The following is a 17,670-nucleotide window of genomic DNA, read 5'->3' as shown; positions in this document are numbered from 1 at the left end:
TGTTAATAGCGAAGCTTCCGCTGGTTCCCCCCTTATTAAGGGGGGCGGAGGGGGGATCTTTTAGGGGGGCTAAGAAAGAGCCAGATTTGTAACTAGCAACTTGCATTTGTAGGTAGTGGCAAGATTACAAAAATCTAAAGTCTAAAATCTAAAATTACCTACTCCTTTGCCTGATAAGATTTAACCTAAGAATTAATAATTGCAGGAGTTATTCGTGTTCCTAATTCAAGACCCTCCCTATTTTCTGCTAGTAGCTGGAATGCTAGCTGCACTTGCATCAGGTTTAGCTTTTGAAGCCACACTTAAAGAACTGGTACAAGCATGGGCGAAAACTCGCTCATCTCGAATGCTAGCCAATTTCCAAGGAGTGCAATTGCAATTGCCTTTTTTGGGAATTTGTATTGGAGTTTGTGTTTTTTTAGGGTCTGGGTTAGAAATTTTTGGTTTTCCTACTTGGCTTTCTTATGCTATTGCTATCCCACTGACAATTTTTATGGGTTGGCTCGTTTGGTATCAACTTGGCAAACTGTTAGTGCAGTTAGACAAGGGAGGATCGCGAGCGTTAGATTTAGATTCTTTTAGCTGATTAACCTTTCCAGATCTCGTTCCCAGGTTGAACCTGGGAACGAAAAACCGAGGCTCTGCCTCTTGGTAGAATATCTCAGTTAAAGACTGGCTTTTTTAATCCCCTTTTTCAAAATAAACCTTTCACTTTATCCTTCACTTTCTGCCATAAACTTTTGGTTTTAGCAGGAGATGTTTGGGGTGTATAAGTTGGTTTAGCTTCGTTGAGATAACGGTAATGTTCCCAAGTTTCCCAATAAGGACAACCGGGTTCAATTCTAATACCTGCCCAATGTAAGTATTGCAATGGTTGGTTAACATTGGGGTCAATTAGTCGATCGCCTTCATATTTAAAATGACCGCTACCTGCCCAATTACCTGGCCCTTTCCCCGGTTTCCGCACAATATTAAAGCGTCGGGGAATCCGCTTCAAGATCATGTAGTTAATGATTGGTTGATCGGAAGTTTTTTGGGAAAAATCAAAGTATTCTGGATGGGCGGCGCATTCAGCAAAAGTGTCGTATAAGTCCTGTTCCGAAAGTAAGTTCTTTTTAGAAGCCCAAAAACCGCCATTGAAGATGTCTTTTAGGTCATCTTCTGTAAATACCTTATCTTCTAAAACTTTCGGACTGAAAACATTTCTTATCCCACCGCCATGTTGATAGTCACAACAGAGAAAGTCATATTCGGAAAAGTAATTTAAGTTGTCAATAATCTTTTCAAAAACTACAATGTCTGTATCTATATAAAGGAATTCATCAAAGGAGCCAAACCAACAAGCTTGTTTGCGAAATTGATTTGGTCTAGCAAAGAATTTCTCGCCAAAAACTTGATGTAATTGTTTGGATAAGCGATCGATAAATTCTAAATCTTCATACACTTTTACCCCAAAAGAATCACCGAGAATTTCGGCAATTTTTTGATAATTGTCGTCATAAGGAATTAACACTACTGGCGTATCGCTGTCGTAAACTCGAATACTTTTTAAGAGAGCGATCGCCTGTTCTGTCACCTTATCATTAGCAGTAATATAAATGCCTCTATTCATCGATCGAACCTCAGTAAGTTAATCCCAATTTGCGGAGAACTTTTGTTGCTAAACTAGGTGGTGGATTATATGGTTTTGGTTTACCTGTCAACTTGGGTCGTTTTTCTGGTTCATGCAAATAGCGATAATGCAGGAACAAATCTCGGTAAGGAAAATCAATATTTTCTCCTGCACAAAGGTTGTTGAACAGTTTAGAAGACAACCCAATATAATGTAAATAAGTTAACCTATTTCCTTTATCGTACAATACATTATCTCGTTCCTCAAAATGAGGAGAAGTTACACAACACCCAGTTACTTCACTTGCCGATAAATGATGCGAAAAGTTATAGCTAGAGATCCCCGATCTCATCACCATATAATTAAGTATCGTTTGATCCGGCGCATTTATATAGAATACCTCTGCTTCTCCTGAGCGTAATTTAGATAAAAGATAATTTCTTCTTTCTTCATCAAAAATACCTTTTTTTGATGCGTATAATCCCGCACAAAATATTTGTGAATCAATATTTTCTTGATTGAATACTTCTAACAACTTCGGAGAATTTACGTTATATACATGAGTCGGATCTTTGTATTGAAAATCATAGACTACAAAATCATAATCATTTAATCGCTGAAAGATTGGCTCTAATGAATTCATCACCAAAATATCAGCATCCAAGTAAATAAACCGTTCAAAAGGGCCATCAAAACCGCTAAATCGTCGGTGCATTCCCATGCGGTAAACGCCAGTATTCCCTCTTTCTCGCCAAATATTAAAAGCATTGGGATGAGCTTTCCATACCTCAGTGGAAAAGTCTTCCCATTGTGCTATAGAAACTGCATCTTCTAGTATTTCGACATTTTTTCTAGCTTTAACTTCCTGACGAACTTGTTCGAGGCGATCGTCATAAGGAATGACACAAACTGGAAATTGGTTGCCTGCATTTACTTCTATACTGTTGAGCAGGGCTACCAATTGGTTGTAAACCACATCATTAGCTAATATGTAAATACCATCCTTCATTGGACTCTCCGAAAGTTTAGCGGTAAGTAGCACCCAAGGACAGCAGATAGACTGATAGAATCAGGTAAACTATTGCCAGTATTTTCTGTTGGCATCTTAACACAAACTCCTGCTTACGTAGTTGGATATTTGTTATAACTTTATTTTGAATGCTATCCTGGAGTCAGCAGCCGAAAAAATGTTGTTTCTGTTAAAAAAAGCTGTTTTTATTTAACCTTCTGTAATAAATAATTAACTATTGTAAAATCTTATGAACAACGGAATATATCTATTGGCTAATGACAATGTTTACGATCAATTAGTGGCACTGCTAAACAGTATAGAAGCTAATTATAAAAGTGATATACCTATTTGTATCATCCCTTTTAATGAAAAACTTGACTTAATAAAAAAAGAAGTTAGCCAAAGAAAGAACCTGTTATTATTTGAAGACCAGGCATCTCTACGAAAGTGGGAAAATTTTATTGCCAAGTGGCACGAATTATATAATAATTATTTTTCCCAATTAGGAATTAAAACTAAAACCAATACTATAAGTATGCACAAAAGATATTGTGCATTTGATGGGCCGTTTGATAGGTTTTTGTATATTGATTGCGATACATTGATTTTCCAGTCTTTAGATCATGTCTTTCGTAAACTTGATGAATACGATTTTATTGTCCATGATTTTCAAAGAGAAACTTCTCTGAGAAGAAAGGAAGTCAGCCATTTTTTTGAGGTGTTTAAAGAAGATTACGAGTCAGAAGAAGCTCTTTCTAAGAACTTCCACTGTAGCGGTTTCTGGGCTTCTAAGAAAGGTGCAATTCAGGAAAAAGACCTAGAATATTTTCTCGAAGAACTCGGCAATGGTGATATCAAAATTTTTCAAACTTGGTTGAGCGAACAGCTAATTCTCAATTACATGATGTTGAAAAAGGGTCTAAAGTTTTATAACTTTACCCTAGATGAAAGTTCAAATTACAATACTGGTGTCTGCGTCACCTCTCAACATTTTGAAGATCAAAATCATGTTTTGTACGACAAAGGCAAGAAACTAACCTACTTGCATTACATGGGTATCAAAAATGAACGTCTTCAGAAGTTATGTGAATGGGAAAAAATGAATCTTCCCTACAAAAATAATCTCCTCCCCTTAGCAGATAAATTACTTAAATGGCAAGTTGCTAGCATTCCGTACAAAGATATATTTTTGTACTACAGATTTCTGAATGAAGGTGAGAAAGTGTAAAAATCAGGAAAACTTTTTCGTGAAATTAGATAGCCATTCCAAGAGATTTAGCTTGTGAAGAATGATTTGTCTGGCTTGTGCGATCGCCTCCTTAGCGGCATACCAGGCATCTGGTGTAGCAGTTACTTCTTTAATGTAGGCTACTCCTTTTTCATCTAAACTAGGTAGTCTGAGAAAACTACCAGGAGGCAATAATTTATCTGCTGCTGAACCACCATAATAAATTGGTAAGCACCAAGCTAATAAAGCATCCCACATCTTTTCACTTACATACCAATCATTGTCAGCGTAGTTCTCGATCGCCAAATTATAGTAATAAGGTGCCATACCATACCATTTATTATTAAGTTCCCCAGCCGCTTGAGCCCAATCTGGTAAACCCCGTCCATACAAACCAAACTTAATTTCACTTGATTTTAGCGATCGCAAAAATTCCAACCTCTGACGATGATTAGCAGTGCGATTAACACCAGAAGTTATCCAGCTACAAGACTCAATTTTTTCTGGACAACCCATTTCATCTAACTCCCGAAAAGAATTAGAATGATACCAAATAGCAGGCATATAATCAGGATTTGGTGCCGCATCATCTGGCCCAGAAATATAACCGCAGTATTCTTTTGCCCACTCATAAGAAGCAATATTTCTCTTCACAACTTCCTCTAAGGGTGGTTCTCGCCAAACAAAGACTACCTTTTCTTTCGGTACACCTCGAAGTAACTCTGCCATCTCTTCTTGAGGATAGGTAATATATTTTCTCTCTGGTTTAAAAAACCAGAACTTTTTGGTAGTTACCTTCCGCATCCCAGCGAAATTATAAAGTAGTAAAAAATCCGGTTTTTCCGCTTGGGCAAGCATTTGAATATTGCCCCATACACCAAAATTATGTGGAGTTTGCTGCCATAACCAATCCATTTGGTTCAGATTGGGATATCCACTCAACATCCCGATAATTTTTTTGTCCATATATTTCCTCTGTTTAACAATCAAAATTACAAATTTACTAATTCGGGTCGCATAGAATCTTTTACATAACTGAGAATTTTGGCGATTCTATTTTCACAGGAAAACTGTCGCACAAAATCCATATTATCTGTATAACCTTCGACTCGTCTGGGATGTGTTAATAGCACTTGTTCTAAGCTTTGAGCAAATGCTTTTGGGTTGTCTGCTTCGCACCAAGCAGCAACAGCCGGAGAAGATTTAAACTCCATTAAAGGTGGAATTTCTGTCGCTACAATGGGAGTTCCTGAAGCCATGTAATCAAATAACTTTAAAGGAGAGGTGAAACTCGCTTCTTCTCCAGCACAATGCGGGTGAGCTAAAATATCAGATGCTTGTAGTAAGTTAGATAATTCGTTTTGTGGTAAATAACCTAAAAAGGTTACATTTTGAACTTGTTTTTCCCTAGCAAGCTGTTGATAAGCTTGTACTTGTGACTCATTACCACCAGCCAAAACAAATTGAAGTTCTGGTAATTCTTTAGCTACATCAATCAGTAAATCAATACCTTTAAACTTACTCAATGCACCAGAGTAAACTACTAATTTCTCCCGTCCATCAACTAGCAATTTTTTGCGCCAAGTAGCAGCTGCTTCTGGCTGTCTTTTGAGAAAAATTTCATTAAACCCATTGTGTAATTTAATTACTTTTTCCGGCGGCATACCATTTTGAATCATGGTATCTATTACCGGATCGGCAACAGTTACAGAAATTTGAAATAGGGGATGATTCACAATTTCTGGTTCAAATTTTTTGTTGTCGTGGTGGTGATGTTCGTATATTGCTGGAATGCCTTGCTTAATTGCTGTTTTGACAAAGTTCCAGTCTCTAGTATGAACAATTTTTGTCTGGGGTAAGATGTGAAAAGGAAAGTAGTATTTTGATATTACTGTGCTGATGTGAGTCCACTTTCCACCAACTTGATCTATAGGCCAAGGTGTAGGGAGAGCAGCTACTTTTAGTTTATTTTGAAGATTATAAAATTTAGCTAAATCTTCTTGAGGTGGTTGAGGATGAAAAGGATAAAATAACTCTCCAATATTTGATAAGTTGCTCTTTTGATGCAAATATACTAAAACTGTGGGATAACCTAAGTTCGCAGCTGCATTTGCCGAATGAGCAACTTGTACTAAATGGGCTTGGGGTTGGGGTAAGACATTTCTAGTAAAAAATATATAGTACTTAGTCATTGGTCATTTTTTATGGTTATTGTATTGGTAATCGTTTGCTACGTTCAAATCGTTCCATGCTTTGTAGTAAACTCAATGCTGCTGTGTATGATTCACTAATTAATTCCTCTTCTTCTTGAGGATCATCTACTAACTGATCGGCTAATATTCTGAGATTACCGATCAAACTATTCAGTTTAGTCCGCACATCATAAGATAGTTGATTGCGAATTTCTTGATTACGGTCAAATAGATTTTCGCGGTTTTCCGAGAATTGCAGCGAATAAAGTCTTGCATAGAAATCTCCTTTATTTAAAAGTTCTTCATGAGTACCGATTTCCATAACTCGACCATGTTCTAGAACCGCAATTTGATCGGCTTTTTGGACAGTAGAAAGACGGTGAGCAATTACCAGGGTAGTACGATCGCGACTAAGTTCATCAATTGCTTGTTGAACTAATCTTTCAGAAACTGTATCTAAGGCGCTAGTAGCTTCATCCAGGATCAGGATAGATGGGTTCTGTAACAGCGCACGAGCGATCGCCAATCTCTGTCGCTGTCCACCAGATAACATCACGCCGCGATCGCCAATAAAAGTTTCAAATCCCTGGTCTAATTTTTCAATAAATTCATAAGCATTTGCCCGTTTCGCCGCCTCAAAAATTTCTTCATCTGTAAATTCAGGATGTCCGTAAGCAATATTATTCCGCACCGTATCATTAAAGAGAAATGTTTCTTGGCTAACAATTCCCATTGAACTTCTGAGGCTTTTTAAATCAAATTCCCGCAGATCGATCCCATCTATAGTAATCGAACCAGAAGTAGGGTCAAAAAATCTCGGTAAAAGATCTGCCAAAGTTGACTTACCAGCACCCGATCCTCCTACTAAAGCTAGAGTTGTCCCCCGAGGCAAATACAAATCTACTTCTCGGATAATTAATTTGTCATTATTAGGATAATGAAAACTGATTTTATTGAAATGAATTCCTTCATTTAATTTGTCAAATTTCCGCTCACCATTTTTCATAAATGGTTTATTATCACGCCGCAAAAACTCCTGCGCCATTTCTACGCTAGCATTACTACTAGCAAGTTGACTCCTAGTGTTATTTAACTGGGCAATATAAGGCAGTAAGCGAAAAAGTACTAATAAGTAAGTCAGCAATATTGCTGAAAATGATTGGATTTGAGTACTTAGGAAAAAGCGACCTAAAATCACAATTCCCATTACTACTAAAATGCCAGTCACCTCACTAATTGGATTAATTGCTGCACCTACTACTTGGGTTTGGAAATCAGCCTGTTCCCTAGCGCGAATTAACTTATGCAAACGGTCATATTCAACTTGCTCATTCCCAACTGACTTGACTAATCTAATACCACTAAGGACTTCTAACACTCTTACTGAATAAGCTCTCGACATTTCTGAGAGCGTTTTGCCAAAGACCCTGGACCGAGCAATTGAATATTGATTAACCAGGGCAACTAATCCCATCAAAATAGTTGTTGCGATTGTAAGTTCCCAGGAAATTGCTATCAGTAATCCAGTAAATACTAAAATTGTAATTCCAGTAATTACAATCCGAATTACTATACCAATTGTGCCAGCCGCACGACTAATTTCCCCACCTAAACGGTTGAGTAAATCTCCCACCTTCATTTGGGAGTAGTAACTTAAATCAACTTCTAATAATAACTCTATTCCCTCTTCTCTCAGGTCAGAAGTTAGTGTTCGCATTAGAGAACTTGACACTAAACTACTGGCATAGCTAGCAACATTCTTCAAAACGATTGCCAATAAAATTGCTAATGCCATTACTCCTGTACGGTACTCTTCTGGCACACCAGAGAAGGGTGACAGCAGCTTTGCTATCAGTGGCGGCGCACCTTTAAAAGTTACAGTTTGCCCTAAAAAATTTAATAGAATTGGCACAATTAGAGTAGTACTGACACCATTAAATAGAGCGCCAGAAAACCCCAGTAGGACTGTCATAAAAATCCAAACTGGATAACGACGAGCAAATTTTAATACAAGTTCATTGGAAGTCATTTAGCGCTCCCTAGTACATAATTGATAGAGCTTTACTCACTAAAAACAAAGCATTTTTAGTAAATTTTGGATCGTGGCGGCTACAAGCCTTGAATGATTTCTGCAAGTACAGCTGACATTGTATCTATACTGTAATATTTTACACATCTTTCTCTTGCCTGCTTTCCTTTTTCTTGTGCTTCCTCTAAATTTTGAAAGATCGACTCAATTTTTTCTGCTATTTGCTCTGGTGAGCTAGGCTCTACAAGATAACCTGTACCTCCCAGAATTTCCGGTATATCACCTACTTTAGTTGCTAAAACTGGCTTTGCCATTGCCATACCATCAGTTATTTTTAAAGGGAACTGCGCCTGAGTAGCTGGAGTATCCCGTTGCGGGACAACTACAATGTGAGCAGCAGCTACCACTTCCGGCATCCGATCGATCGGATAGTTCGGCAACTTGATAATCCAACGTCCCCACTTTTGAATGAGTTTATCATCATAATCATCATAGGGGCTGCCACCAACAATCACTAATTTCAAGTCTGGTTGATTTAATTTATCTAGGGCTAGTAGAACATCTTCCAAACCCTTGTATGGACGTGGTGCCCCTGGAAACATCAGAATGCGGTATCCACTTAAACCATAGCGCCTTCTACATTCTTCACAGTCATATTTGTTAGGATCGAATAGTAAAGTATCCTTGCCATTAGGAACAAATTTCCCACCAAAACGTTTTTGGAGAAAGTGGGTGTGTACGGTTACAGCATTTGCTTGATTAATTAACTTTTCCATCCACTTTAAATACAAAGGATGATGGGGATACCTCAAAGCGCCTTCTTTTTTCAGAATATCTCTAGCTAATTGGTTAAATGTTGGACGATATTGCCAGTCATCTCCACCATACCAACTGAGTTCCCAGTCATCAATATCTAAAATAACAGGTCGCTTGGTATATAATTTATTGAGCAGAGCTATTCCAAAACTAGCTGGTTGGGGTTTAACCGCATAAATCAAATCTCCTTTAATTACTTTCATTATTTCAATAACAGATTTGAAAAATCCAGGATAGTTATCTCCTTTTATAGCAACAATTTTTACACTGTCAGGGATTTCTTTGTATAATTCTTGACCAAAAATACCCCCTACTATTTCTACTTCGTATCCCGTTAGTGAGAGAGATTTTGCTAGCAAGTAAGCGCGGATTAAACCAGCACCTGCTAAATCAGAAACTAATATTGTTATCGAAAAATTCTTGTTCATTTAATTCTTATTTCAATGACACTAAATTACTAAAATTATCTTGTTCGCCAGGGATTGTTAATTTGATTTGGTAAAAATACTTTGGCTAATCTATCAAAAACCCTAGTATAAAAAGAACGAGTTACATTTTTAGCATATTGAGGACGATAAGGATAAGTACAATGTAAGACTTTGATTGGTTCATTAATATGATAATTGATTTTCCATTTATCGAGGTAATTATACCTTGGTGGTAGTATTTTCATTGATGGTTTTACAGTTTCAATTGCAGCGGCAAAAGCTCCTTGATCTTTTAATAAAAGTACATCTTGATTTTTCCTCACTATGTCAAAATACATTTCCCAATTGCCAAACAATTCTTTGATCTGAGAATTCTTTTTAAATCCCAAAAATCCCCCGTTATATTGCACGCTACTCTCGTTAAATGGGAATCCAATAGATTGGAGGGTTGGTAATGTCTCTTGCTTAATTCTTAGTAGATTAGAAGCTTTAAGTATTGACGGCTGAACATCCTCAACTACTAAAAAATCTACTTCATCTAGAAAATCAAAAACCTCATCTATTTTTGATAGTAAACAAGTATCGCAATCCAAGTATATTGTTTTCTCGAAAGGAGATTGTTCATATAAAGCTAACTTGGCTAATCGGGCTGCTAATACTGGATTTTCATTAGCTGGTGCAGGCTGCAATATTACATTTTTGACAGATGTAAGCAAATGGCAGAAAATTTGAGGAATTCGATCGATTAAAATGATAATTGGTTCGTCATGGAATTTCCTGACTGAAGCTAAAAAGTGAACGCAGTCTTGCAAAGAGTAAAGACCTGTTAAAATTGTAATAAATCCTTTTTTTTCTAACGCCATATCCTTAACCTCATTCAACGATCGATAAAATTAATAAAAAAACTTGTATTCTTCTATTTCCCAAAATCCTTGGGCAGAGTCCAATTTTTTCCTCAACACTTTTTTACCTACATAGCTGTACATTGATTCACTCCATTTTCTAAGTTTGGGAATTTTTTTGATTGATAACTGAAGTGCCAGCTTTCTAAAAGTATTGGGCGACCAATTTAGTTTATTTCGCATGGTAATTAGTGACTTTTCAGCTTCACTAATGTATTGCTGATAGTTTTTAGTATTTCTTGAATTAGCTTGACGACGGAATCCGCTAATTGGTGAACTTATTCCATATAAATCCGCATACAAAAAGAAGCGTGCCCAAAGGTCAAAATCGCCTGCTAGGGAAAATTCTGTTCTAATATGGCTGTCTACTTTTTCCCACAATTCTCGCTTCCAGAAAGTTGACTCTTGCTGTATCCAACCAAAAGCTTTTCTTCCCCAAGGAAGATAAGCACCATCTAGAAATGCTTCTTTTGAATATCCTGGTATTGAGCGGAATCCTTTACAAAAACCGCAATAATCCCAAGCACCAGGATATAGAGTGGTTAACCATTCAATTTCAGGAAGTGAAGACATAATGCTTGATACTGTCTTGAATGCCCAAGGGTAGTACATATCATCGCTGTTTATCCATGAAAGAATTTCCCCTGTGGAATGAGCAAATCCCTTGTTAATTCCATCGTATTGACCGCGATCGGGTTCGCTACACCAAAAGTGAAGATAATCTTCATACTTTTTAATAATTTCTAAGCTTCCATCTGTAGAACCACCGTCAATAATTATGTATTCAAGATTGGGATATTCCTGTGATAAAACACTTTTGATAGTCGCTTCCAGAAAATTAGCTTGATTGAAGGAAGGCGTTACTATAGATATTTTTGGTATGTTTTTTTCGTTCATTACACTACACAATTTAATAACTATTTTACCAAAAATAATTAAAAATTGATAGTTTTTTGTTGAACTCAATTTGTCCATTCCCAAAAACTTTGACTCCAATCTTCTCGGTAGTAAAAAATGCCTTGCCATTCATAAAAATGTACAAAGTCATTGATATTTGGTTCCTGATTTACATCTCTGATTTTATAAAGAGGTCGATCGCCATAAAAAGATGCCCACATTGTATAACTACTTGGTGGCCCTATAATATAGTCACATTCAGCTAAGGCGTACAAATCCTCAATAATGTGATTATTAGCAAAATAGTAATTTAAATCTTTTAATAGTTGGGGATTTTGCTCTCCGTTTGTACAAATTAAAAATGCTACTTTTTGATTAGAAAAAAGCTTTTCTACTGATTTCATTACTTTTACATATTCTTCAATTTGGTAAAAGTACTTACCATTTTGATGAACAGCGTAATCCCCATGACGAATATGTACTCCCACTATAATATCAGCCTGGTTTCTCATACTAGATATTAGTTTGATAACATTAAGTCTGTATTTTTTTAAAGGAGTAAAGTATTTTCTAATTGCTGTTGAATGTTTTTGTAATAAAGCAGTATCTTTAACAAACCATCCATCTCTTAAGAGCCATCCTTGCATAAAAACGATCGCACTTGTTTGCAATTCCTCTGTTAATTTAGAATCACTCCAATTAAAAGGTTTTTCTCTAGTCAAGCTAACAGTTTTAAAAATTCCACTTTCAGCTAAACGTCGATTAAATTGATAACATTTAGTTCTAGCAAATTTATTGATACTAATTGGTAAATTTAGGGGAGGATAAGCGCAAAACAAGTCACGAGACGTTGATTCAAAAAACTCAGCATATTCTGCAAAAGCTGGGTTGAAAACTCTAATTTTATTTTCGATTGCAAAGGCGATACAGTTAGCAAAAAGCAGTAATCTGTTACCCAGTTGTCCAGATTTTGCAGATATGACTAACATCTATATTTAACCTCACACTTATTATTGACCTATCAAATGTAGACCCAACCATAAACAGTTTTGTCAGACAGTTAAATAACTAGACTGTCTGACAAATATTCCCGATTATGCGTGACGTTTTTGATGCCAATTCCAGGCGTGGGTTATGATATCTTTGATATCGCCATATTGAGGTTGCCAACCTAAAATTTTCCTAGCTTTTTCGCTACTTCCGACTAACATTGGGGGATCTCCGGGACGACGATCGCACTCGATCGCCTTAATTTCTTTTCCAGTTATTTCTCTGGCAGCGTCGATCGCTTCTTTTACCGAAAATCCACTGCCATTACCTAAGTTAAATATGTTAGAATCTCCACCATTTAATAGATATTCTAAACCTAAAACGTGAGCATCTGCTAAATCGCAAACGTGGATATAATCTCTGATACAAGTACCATCAGGAGTGGGATAATCTGTACCAAAAATTGACACTGATTCTCGTTTACCTAAAGCAGTCATTAACACCAAAGGTAACAAGTGAGTTTCTGGGTTATGATCTTCACCCAGCAAACCATTAGGATCGGCACCAGCAGCATTAAAATAACGGAAAGAGACAGATTTGAGATTATAAGCAATATCAAAATCTGCTAAAATCCGTTCTACCATTAACTTAGTTGCGCCGTAAGGATTGATCGGATCTTGGGGATGATCTTCGGGAATCGGAACTGTTTTGGGAACACCGTAAGTAGCACAAGTAGAAGAAAACACAAATTTCTTCACGTTAGCTGCTACCATTGCTTCTAAAAGTGTCAGAGTTCCTACTACGTTATTGCGATAATATTTCGCCGGATCTGTCACTGATTCACCGACATAAGCGTAGGCGGCAAAGTGCATAACTGCGGCGATGTTGCGACTAGAGAATAAGTTATCAAGCAAAGTACGATCGCCAGTATCACCGACGACTAATTCCACCTTTAACGCATTCTCTACAATATCTCGATGTCCATAAACTAAATTATCCAAAATCACCACGTCATAACCTGAATTTTGTAGTGCTTGGACAGCATGGGAACCGATATATCCGGCACCACCTGTAACTAAAATAGTAGGTTTTGTTTGCGACATTTTTCCCGAATGTAACTAATCTATTAATTTCAGACGACCCGCTTGTAAATAATCAAAAATGTGATTAATTTGACGGCGATCTTCCTCAGTAATTTGTTTGTCTGAAAGTATAGCTGAGGTAAGTTGCATATACTCTTCTCGACTAACTTGCCCGGAAATCAAGATTTGATCGATAATTTGCTTGACGTTAACTGTAGATTTGCCCTGAAAGTTTCCTCTCATAAATAGTTGACTTCCTTTATAGTTTGACCAGATTTTGGTACTAAACTACCACTTAGGCTAACAAAATATTTGCAGATGATTCAATACTAAAGCAATCATACTGCTTTTTCTTATGATGGCGAATTAGATACATTCAATCTTAATCAAACTTACCGCTGAGGTATCTTGGTATGCAGGTACACCGACTTTCTGCACTTTCGGACAATTACATCTTTTTATTGCACGATCGAGAAACGAATACTGCTGCTGTGGTCGATCCAGCAGAAGCTGCGCCAGTTTTGCGATCGCTGAAAATGCTGAATGCTGAGTTAGTTGCGATTTTTAATACCCACCATCATCAAGATCATGTAGGGGGTAATCAGCAGTTAATGGCAAGTTTTCCCAATGTTTGTGTTTATGGAGGCGCGGAGGACAAAGGTAGAATACCTGGACAACAGGTATTTTTAAAAGAAGGTTATCAGGTTACTTTTGCCGATCGAGTTGCTTCCGTTATTTTTGTTCCCGGACATACTCGCGCCCATATAGCTTACTATTTTCCTCCCACTGTTGCGGGAGAAACAGGGGAATTGTTCTGCGGCGATACTTTGTTTGCTGGTGGTTGTGGCAGACTGTTTGAAGGTACACCGACGCAAATGGTGGATTCTCTGGGCAAACTGCGGAATTTACCGGACAATACTAGAGTTTGGTGTGCTCATGAATACACTTTGAAAAATCTACAATTTGCTTTAACTGTAGATCGCGCCAATTCGGATTTGCAAGCTAGATATGATGAAGTGAAAACGGCACGCGATCGCCATCAGGCAACTGTACCATCAATGTTAGGTACAGAAAAGCAAACTAATCCCTTTTTACGTTGGGATAATCCTAATTTACAATCAGCAGTTAAGAGCCAAGACCCGATCCAAACCTTTGCCAAACTGCGGGGAATGAAGGATTGCTTTTAATTTTATTGAGATTTAGCGAGATAGGCAGATTTTGAGGAGTTGCGATCGTCCCCCTATTTCGCTAATATCGTATGTTCGGATATATTTTACCCAGGCTCTACAGGAACGCTCATGAGCAAACGAGTTCAATTAGTTTTATTACAAGATGTCAGCAAGCTGGGCAGATCTGGCGACGTTGTGGATGTAGCCCCTGGCTATGCCCGTAATTATCTCATTCCCAGGCAATTTGCGACTCACGTTACTCCCGGAATTCTCAAACAAGTAGAACGCCGCAGAGAACAAGAACGCCAACGCCTTGCGGAACTCAAGGAACAAGCACTTGTAATCAAAACTGCGATCGAAAATGTCGGTAACTTTACCGTGCGGAAGCAGGTTGGAGAAGGAGATGCTATCTTTGGTACTGTGACCAATCAGGAAGTCGCAGAAATCATTCAACAAGTGACTGGTCATGAAGTCGATCGTCGCGGTATTACTTTACCCGAAATTCGCAAGACTGGTACCTACAAAGCAGAAGTTAAGATTCACCCAGAAGTATCTGCCCAAGTAGACATTATAGTTCTAGCAACTGCAAGCTAATTGGGGGAAGGCAGAGGGCAGAAAGCAGAAGGCAAAAGGTTTTTTACAAGTAAATATTATGTTAATTCCTGATTCTTCTGTTCCCTCCCTCTTTGCTAATGGCTTAGGATAAAATTAGCCAATATTTATTATGGTAGACTCTATTAATTTTCAAAGTGTTGGCGATCGCTTACCTCCGCAAAATATCGAAGCTGAAGAATCGATTTTAGGGGGTATTTTAATCGATCCCGAAGCAATTAACCGTGTTGCCGATCAGTTAACTTCCGAATCTTTTTCTTTAGAAGCTCATAAAATTATTTATCGCGCCACATCAACTTTACATAGTCAAGGTAAGCCAACTGATTTATTAACTGTAATGGCTTGGCTTGCCGATCAGAAATTATTAGATAAAATTGGCGGTCAAAGTAAATTGGTGCAATTAGTCGATCGCACCGTCAGCGCCATCAACATCGACCAATATGCCAAACTAATAGTAGACAAATATATCCGCCGCAAATTGATTCATGTCGGACATGAAATTACCCAATTAGGTTACAATACCGCTAAAGAATTACCAATTGTTCTTGATGAAGCCGAAGAAAAAGTTTTTGGCATCACCCAAGAACGACCCCAACAAGGTTTAATATCAATTTCCGAAACTTTAATTCATACATTTCAAGAATTAGAAATCCGAAATCAAGAATTAACTGCACCCGGACTTACTTGCGATTTTTATGATTTAGATGCCATGACAGGCGGTTTTCAGCGTTCAGACTTAATTATTGTAGCTGGTAGACCGTCAATGGGAAAAACTTCTTTTTCCGTAAGTGTTGCCCAAAATATTGCTGGAAAGCACCGATTACCGATTGCTATTTTCAGCTTAGAAATGTCAAAAGAGCAATTGGTACAAAGAATGTTATCTTGCGAAGCAGAAATTGAAAGTAACCGTTTGCGATCGGGTAGAATCAGTCAAAACGAATGGGACACTTTAAGCCGTGCTTTAGGAGTTTTAACCGAATTACCAATTTATATTGACGACTCCGCCAACATTACTGTTACCGAAATGAAAAGCCAAGCCCGACGCTTGCAAGCAGAAATCGGCGGAGAATTAGGATTAATATTAATAGATTACTTGCAATTAATGGAAGGCGGCAGTGATAATCGCGTCCAAGAATTATCTAAAATAACCCGCAGTTTAAAAGGCTTAGCCCGTGAATTAAATGTACCAGTAATAGCCTTATCTCAGCTAAGTCGCGGAGTAGAAGCCAGAACAAATAAACGCCCGATGATGGCAGATTTGAGAGAAAGTGGATCGATCGAACAAGACGCAGATTTAGTAGTCATGCTTTATCGTGATGAATACTATAACCCAGACTCTCCCGATCGAGGCGTAGCAGAAATCATTATTACCAAACACCGCAACGGCCCCACAGGAACAGTAAAATTACTCTTCGACCCGCAATTTACCCGTTTCCGAAATATGGCTTCACCTCATCGTTAAAGGGATTGGGGATTGGGGACTAGGAAAGTTTTGACTTTTGAGTTAGGGAGAGAGTTTTAAGTTTGAAATTTTTTCCCCTCTGCTCCCCTGCTCCCCTGCTCCCCTACTCCCCTGCCTTCTAGCTACCGATTCTCAACAATTCCACATCAAAAACTAGGGTAGCGTTAGGAGGAATAACTCCACCAGCGCCACGAGCACCGTAACCTAAATCTGGGGGAATAATTAATTGACGACGACCGCCCACTCTCATGGTACTGAGTCCCTCATCCCAACCTTTAATTACTTGACCTGCACCTAATTTAAAGGAAAAGGGTTCATTGCGATCGCGCGAACTATCAAACTTTTTCCCATTCTCCAAAGTGCCAGTATAATGCACCGTCACCTTTTGACCAGCTTTAGGAGTAGTGCCAGTTCCTTCTACCAACTCCACATACTTTAGACCAGAAGGCGTTGTCACGACTTCTTTATCAGAATCAGCACTTGATGGATTAGACATAGTATTACTCGCCAATAAAGTACCTTGGGGTGCTGAACTAGTCACCTGCTGTTGAGGCTTAGTCAGTTCATCAGCTAAAGCTGGTTTTTCAGGGCTGCTAAGTTGCGCCACCAGCAAAATTAACCCACAGACCAGCATAACTGCAACGCTGATCAGAATCGCTTTCAAAATTCTTCCTCCCTGAAATCTTTGCAGCTGCCATCAAATCCTAGCAGTTTTCTTAGCGCCACAGCTTATTTTCCAAGTCACGCACCTGACGTTCCAAACGATCGATCCTTCCCCGTAACTCATCCACTTCCGACTGACGCGCCACACCCAAGTCCTGCATCATATTTCGCATCTGGCGCTGCATCTGCGCCTCAAAATTATTACCTTGATCTGACTTCAACTGATTCATCAAATCATCAACAAACGCCTTCGCTTGGTCAGGATTAATCTTACCTTCCTTCACCCATTCATCGCTGACTTCCCGAATTTTCTCCGCCACCAAAGATGTCGTACCTACACCAATCATCAATAGCTGCTTCAGCCAATTATTACTGTCCATACTCTTTTCCCACTTCCTTGCTCAAAAAAGACAACTAAAATATTGCCCAGATAGCTATGCTGGAACTTGTGCATTCCGGCACAATTCCATTTTGTCATCCGATTTTAAATTTGAGATTTTCGATTTCAAATCTCAGAACTCACAATTCTCCCAGTCCCCAATACCCTATCCCCAGTCTAAGATAATCAATAAATTA

The 17,670-nt window shown here is 38.2% G+C and carries 18 protein-coding genes; 5 read left to right on the top strand and 13 right to left on the bottom strand.

Annotation, left to right across the window (positions count from 1 at the left end; all coding sequences use genetic code 11):
• Window positions 1-214 precede the first annotated feature (214 nt).
• Complete coding sequence (locus IQ264_RS20185) at window positions 215-586, top strand: hypothetical protein (RefSeq protein WP_193982600.1); 372 nt, start codon at window positions 215-217, stop codon at window positions 584-586.
• A gap of 108 nt (window positions 587-694) precedes the next feature.
• On the opposite strand, the gene IQ264_RS20180 is transcribed toward IQ264_RS20185, so the two are convergent.
• Both IQ264_RS20180 and IQ264_RS20175 read right to left on the bottom strand, forming a co-directional pair.
• The gene (locus IQ264_RS20180; RefSeq protein ID WP_193982599.1) at window positions 695-1,612 is read right to left on the bottom strand and encodes an Npun_R2821/Npun_R2822 family protein; all 918 of its coding nucleotides are present in this window, start codon (window positions 1,610-1,612) and stop codon (window positions 695-697) included.
• A 10-nt stretch (window positions 1,613-1,622) separates the two neighbouring features.
• On the bottom strand, window positions 1,623-2,621 hold the full coding sequence (locus tag IQ264_RS20175) for an Npun_R2821/Npun_R2822 family protein (RefSeq protein ID WP_193982598.1): 999 nt from the start codon (window positions 2,619-2,621) through the stop codon (window positions 1,623-1,625).
• A gap of 250 nt (window positions 2,622-2,871) precedes the next feature.
• On the opposite strand from IQ264_RS20175, the gene IQ264_RS20170 reads away from it, so the two are divergent.
• Window positions 2,872-3,852, top strand: a complete 981-nt coding sequence (locus IQ264_RS20170; protein WP_193982597.1) for an Npun_R2821/Npun_R2822 family protein — start codon at window positions 2,872-2,874, stop codon at window positions 3,850-3,852.
• A gap of 3 nt (window positions 3,853-3,855) precedes the next feature.
• Here the strand turns inward: IQ264_RS20170 and IQ264_RS20165 are convergent, their stop codons facing one another.
• The 9 genes from IQ264_RS20165 to IQ264_RS20125 form a co-directional block, all read right to left on the bottom strand.
• The gene (locus IQ264_RS20165) at window positions 3,856-4,818 is read right to left on the bottom strand and encodes a glycosyltransferase family 10 domain-containing protein (protein ID WP_193982596.1); all 963 of its coding nucleotides are present in this window, start codon (window positions 4,816-4,818) and stop codon (window positions 3,856-3,858) included.
• Window positions 4,819-4,844: 26 nt separating this feature from the next.
• Window positions 4,845-6,044, bottom strand: coding sequence for a glycosyltransferase family 4 protein (locus IQ264_RS20160; RefSeq protein ID WP_193982595.1), 1,200 nt, complete (start codon window positions 6,042-6,044; stop codon window positions 4,845-4,847).
• A gap of 16 nt (window positions 6,045-6,060) precedes the next feature.
• Complete coding sequence (locus IQ264_RS20155) at window positions 6,061-8,073, bottom strand: ABC transporter ATP-binding protein (protein WP_193982594.1); 2,013 nt, start codon at window positions 8,071-8,073, stop codon at window positions 6,061-6,063.
• Between the two features lie 80 nt (window positions 8,074-8,153).
• A complete protein-coding gene (locus IQ264_RS20150) occupies window positions 8,154-9,317 on the bottom strand; it encodes a glycosyltransferase (protein ID WP_193982593.1) in 1,164 nt (387 codons plus the stop codon).
• 35 nt (window positions 9,318-9,352) lie between these two features.
• Complete coding sequence (locus IQ264_RS20145; protein WP_193982592.1) at window positions 9,353-10,180, bottom strand: glycosyltransferase; 828 nt, start codon at window positions 10,178-10,180, stop codon at window positions 9,353-9,355.
• Window positions 10,181-10,210: 30 nt separating this feature from the next.
• Window positions 10,211-11,116, bottom strand: coding sequence for a glycosyltransferase family 2 protein (locus tag IQ264_RS20140; protein WP_193982591.1), 906 nt, complete (start codon window positions 11,114-11,116; stop codon window positions 10,211-10,213).
• Window positions 11,117-11,181: 65 nt separating this feature from the next.
• A complete protein-coding gene (locus IQ264_RS20135) occupies window positions 11,182-12,105 on the bottom strand; it encodes an alpha-1,2-fucosyltransferase (RefSeq protein ID WP_193982590.1) in 924 nt (307 codons plus the stop codon).
• Window positions 12,106-12,210: 105 nt separating this feature from the next.
• Window positions 12,211-13,209 (bottom strand): UDP-glucose 4-epimerase GalE, encoded by a 999-nt coding sequence (gene galE, locus IQ264_RS20130; protein ID WP_193982589.1) that lies wholly within the window; start codon window positions 13,207-13,209, stop codon window positions 12,211-12,213.
• 15 nt (window positions 13,210-13,224) lie between these two features.
• Window positions 13,225-13,431: a hypothetical protein gene (locus IQ264_RS20125; protein ID WP_193982588.1), complete on the bottom strand. Its 207-nt coding sequence runs from the start codon at window positions 13,429-13,431 to the stop codon at window positions 13,225-13,227.
• 170 nt (window positions 13,432-13,601) lie between these two features.
• On the opposite strand from IQ264_RS20125, the gene gloB reads away from it, so the two are divergent.
• The 3 genes from gloB (at window position 13,602) to dnaB (ending at window position 16,431) form a co-directional block, all read left to right on the top strand.
• A complete protein-coding gene (gene gloB / locus IQ264_RS20120; RefSeq protein ID WP_193982587.1) occupies window positions 13,602-14,375 on the top strand; it encodes a hydroxyacylglutathione hydrolase in 774 nt (257 codons plus the stop codon).
• Window positions 14,376-14,486: 111 nt separating this feature from the next.
• Window positions 14,487-14,951 (top strand): 50S ribosomal protein L9, encoded by a 465-nt coding sequence (gene rplI / locus IQ264_RS20115; RefSeq protein ID WP_193982586.1) that lies wholly within the window; start codon window positions 14,487-14,489, stop codon window positions 14,949-14,951.
• 130 nt (window positions 14,952-15,081) lie between these two features.
• On the top strand, window positions 15,082-16,431 hold the full coding sequence (gene dnaB, locus IQ264_RS20110) for a replicative DNA helicase (RefSeq protein WP_193982585.1): 1,350 nt from the start codon (window positions 15,082-15,084) through the stop codon (window positions 16,429-16,431).
• Between the two features lie 118 nt (window positions 16,432-16,549).
• On the opposite strand, the gene IQ264_RS20105 is transcribed toward dnaB, so the two are convergent.
• Window positions 16,550-17,095 carry an FKBP-type peptidyl-prolyl cis-trans isomerase gene (locus tag IQ264_RS20105; protein ID WP_193982584.1) on the bottom strand — a complete coding sequence of 182 codons (546 nt, stop codon included), beginning with the start codon at window positions 17,093-17,095 and terminating at the stop codon, window positions 16,550-16,552.
• Between the two features lie 52 nt (window positions 17,096-17,147).
• Window positions 17,148-17,474 carry a phasin family protein gene (locus IQ264_RS20100; protein WP_193982583.1) on the bottom strand — a complete coding sequence of 109 codons (327 nt, stop codon included), beginning with the start codon at window positions 17,472-17,474 and terminating at the stop codon, window positions 17,148-17,150.
• Window positions 17,475-17,670: the final 196 nt, after the last annotated feature.

Source organism: [Phormidium] sp. LEGE 05292 (assembly GCF_015207735.1).
Taxonomy (GTDB): domain Bacteria; phylum Cyanobacteriota; class Cyanobacteriia; order Cyanobacteriales; family Aerosakkonemataceae; genus Floridanema.
Note: the sequence above shows the minus strand (reverse complement) of the source record. Positions and strands in the feature narration are given on the sequence as shown.

Coding starts and splice junctions, on each gene's coding strand:
- IQ264_RS20180 (WP_193982599.1), bottom strand. CDS start 1,612: ATGAATAGAGGCATTTATATTACTGCTAATGATAAGGTGACAGAACAG.
- IQ264_RS20175 (WP_193982598.1), bottom strand. CDS start 2,621: ATGAAGGATGGTATTTACATATTAGCTAATGATGTGGTTTACAACCAA.
- IQ264_RS20170 (WP_193982597.1), top strand. CDS start 2,872: ATGAACAACGGAATATATCTATTGGCTAATGACAATGTTTACGATCAA.
- IQ264_RS20165 (WP_193982596.1), bottom strand. CDS start 4,818: ATGGACAAAAAAATTATCGGGATGTTGAGTGGATATCCCAATCTGAAC.
- IQ264_RS20160 (WP_193982595.1), bottom strand. CDS start 6,044: ATGACTAAGTACTATATATTTTTTACTAGAAATGTCTTACCCCAACCC.
- IQ264_RS20155 (WP_193982594.1), bottom strand. CDS start 8,073: ATGACTTCCAATGAACTTGTATTAAAATTTGCTCGTCGTTATCCAGTT.
- IQ264_RS20150 (WP_193982593.1), bottom strand. CDS start 9,317: ATGAACAAGAATTTTTCGATAACAATATTAGTTTCTGATTTAGCAGGT.
- IQ264_RS20145 (WP_193982592.1), bottom strand. CDS start 10,180: ATGGCGTTAGAAAAAAAAGGATTTATTACAATTTTAACAGGTCTTTAC.
- IQ264_RS20140 (WP_193982591.1), bottom strand. CDS start 11,116: ATGAACGAAAAAAACATACCAAAAATATCTATAGTAACGCCTTCCTTC.
- IQ264_RS20135 (WP_193982590.1), bottom strand. CDS start 12,105: ATGTTAGTCATATCTGCAAAATCTGGACAACTGGGTAACAGATTACTG.
- galE (WP_193982589.1), bottom strand. CDS start 13,209: ATGTCGCAAACAAAACCTACTATTTTAGTTACAGGTGGTGCCGGATAT.
- IQ264_RS20125 (WP_193982588.1), bottom strand. CDS start 13,431: ATGAGAGGAAACTTTCAGGGCAAATCTACAGTTAACGTCAAGCAAATT.
- gloB (WP_193982587.1), top strand. CDS start 13,602: ATGCAGGTACACCGACTTTCTGCACTTTCGGACAATTACATCTTTTTA.
- rplI (WP_193982586.1), top strand. CDS start 14,487: ATGAGCAAACGAGTTCAATTAGTTTTATTACAAGATGTCAGCAAGCTG.
- dnaB (WP_193982585.1), top strand. CDS start 15,082: ATGGTAGACTCTATTAATTTTCAAAGTGTTGGCGATCGCTTACCTCCG.
- IQ264_RS20100 (WP_193982583.1), bottom strand. CDS start 17,474: ATGGACAGTAATAATTGGCTGAAGCAGCTATTGATGATTGGTGTAGGT.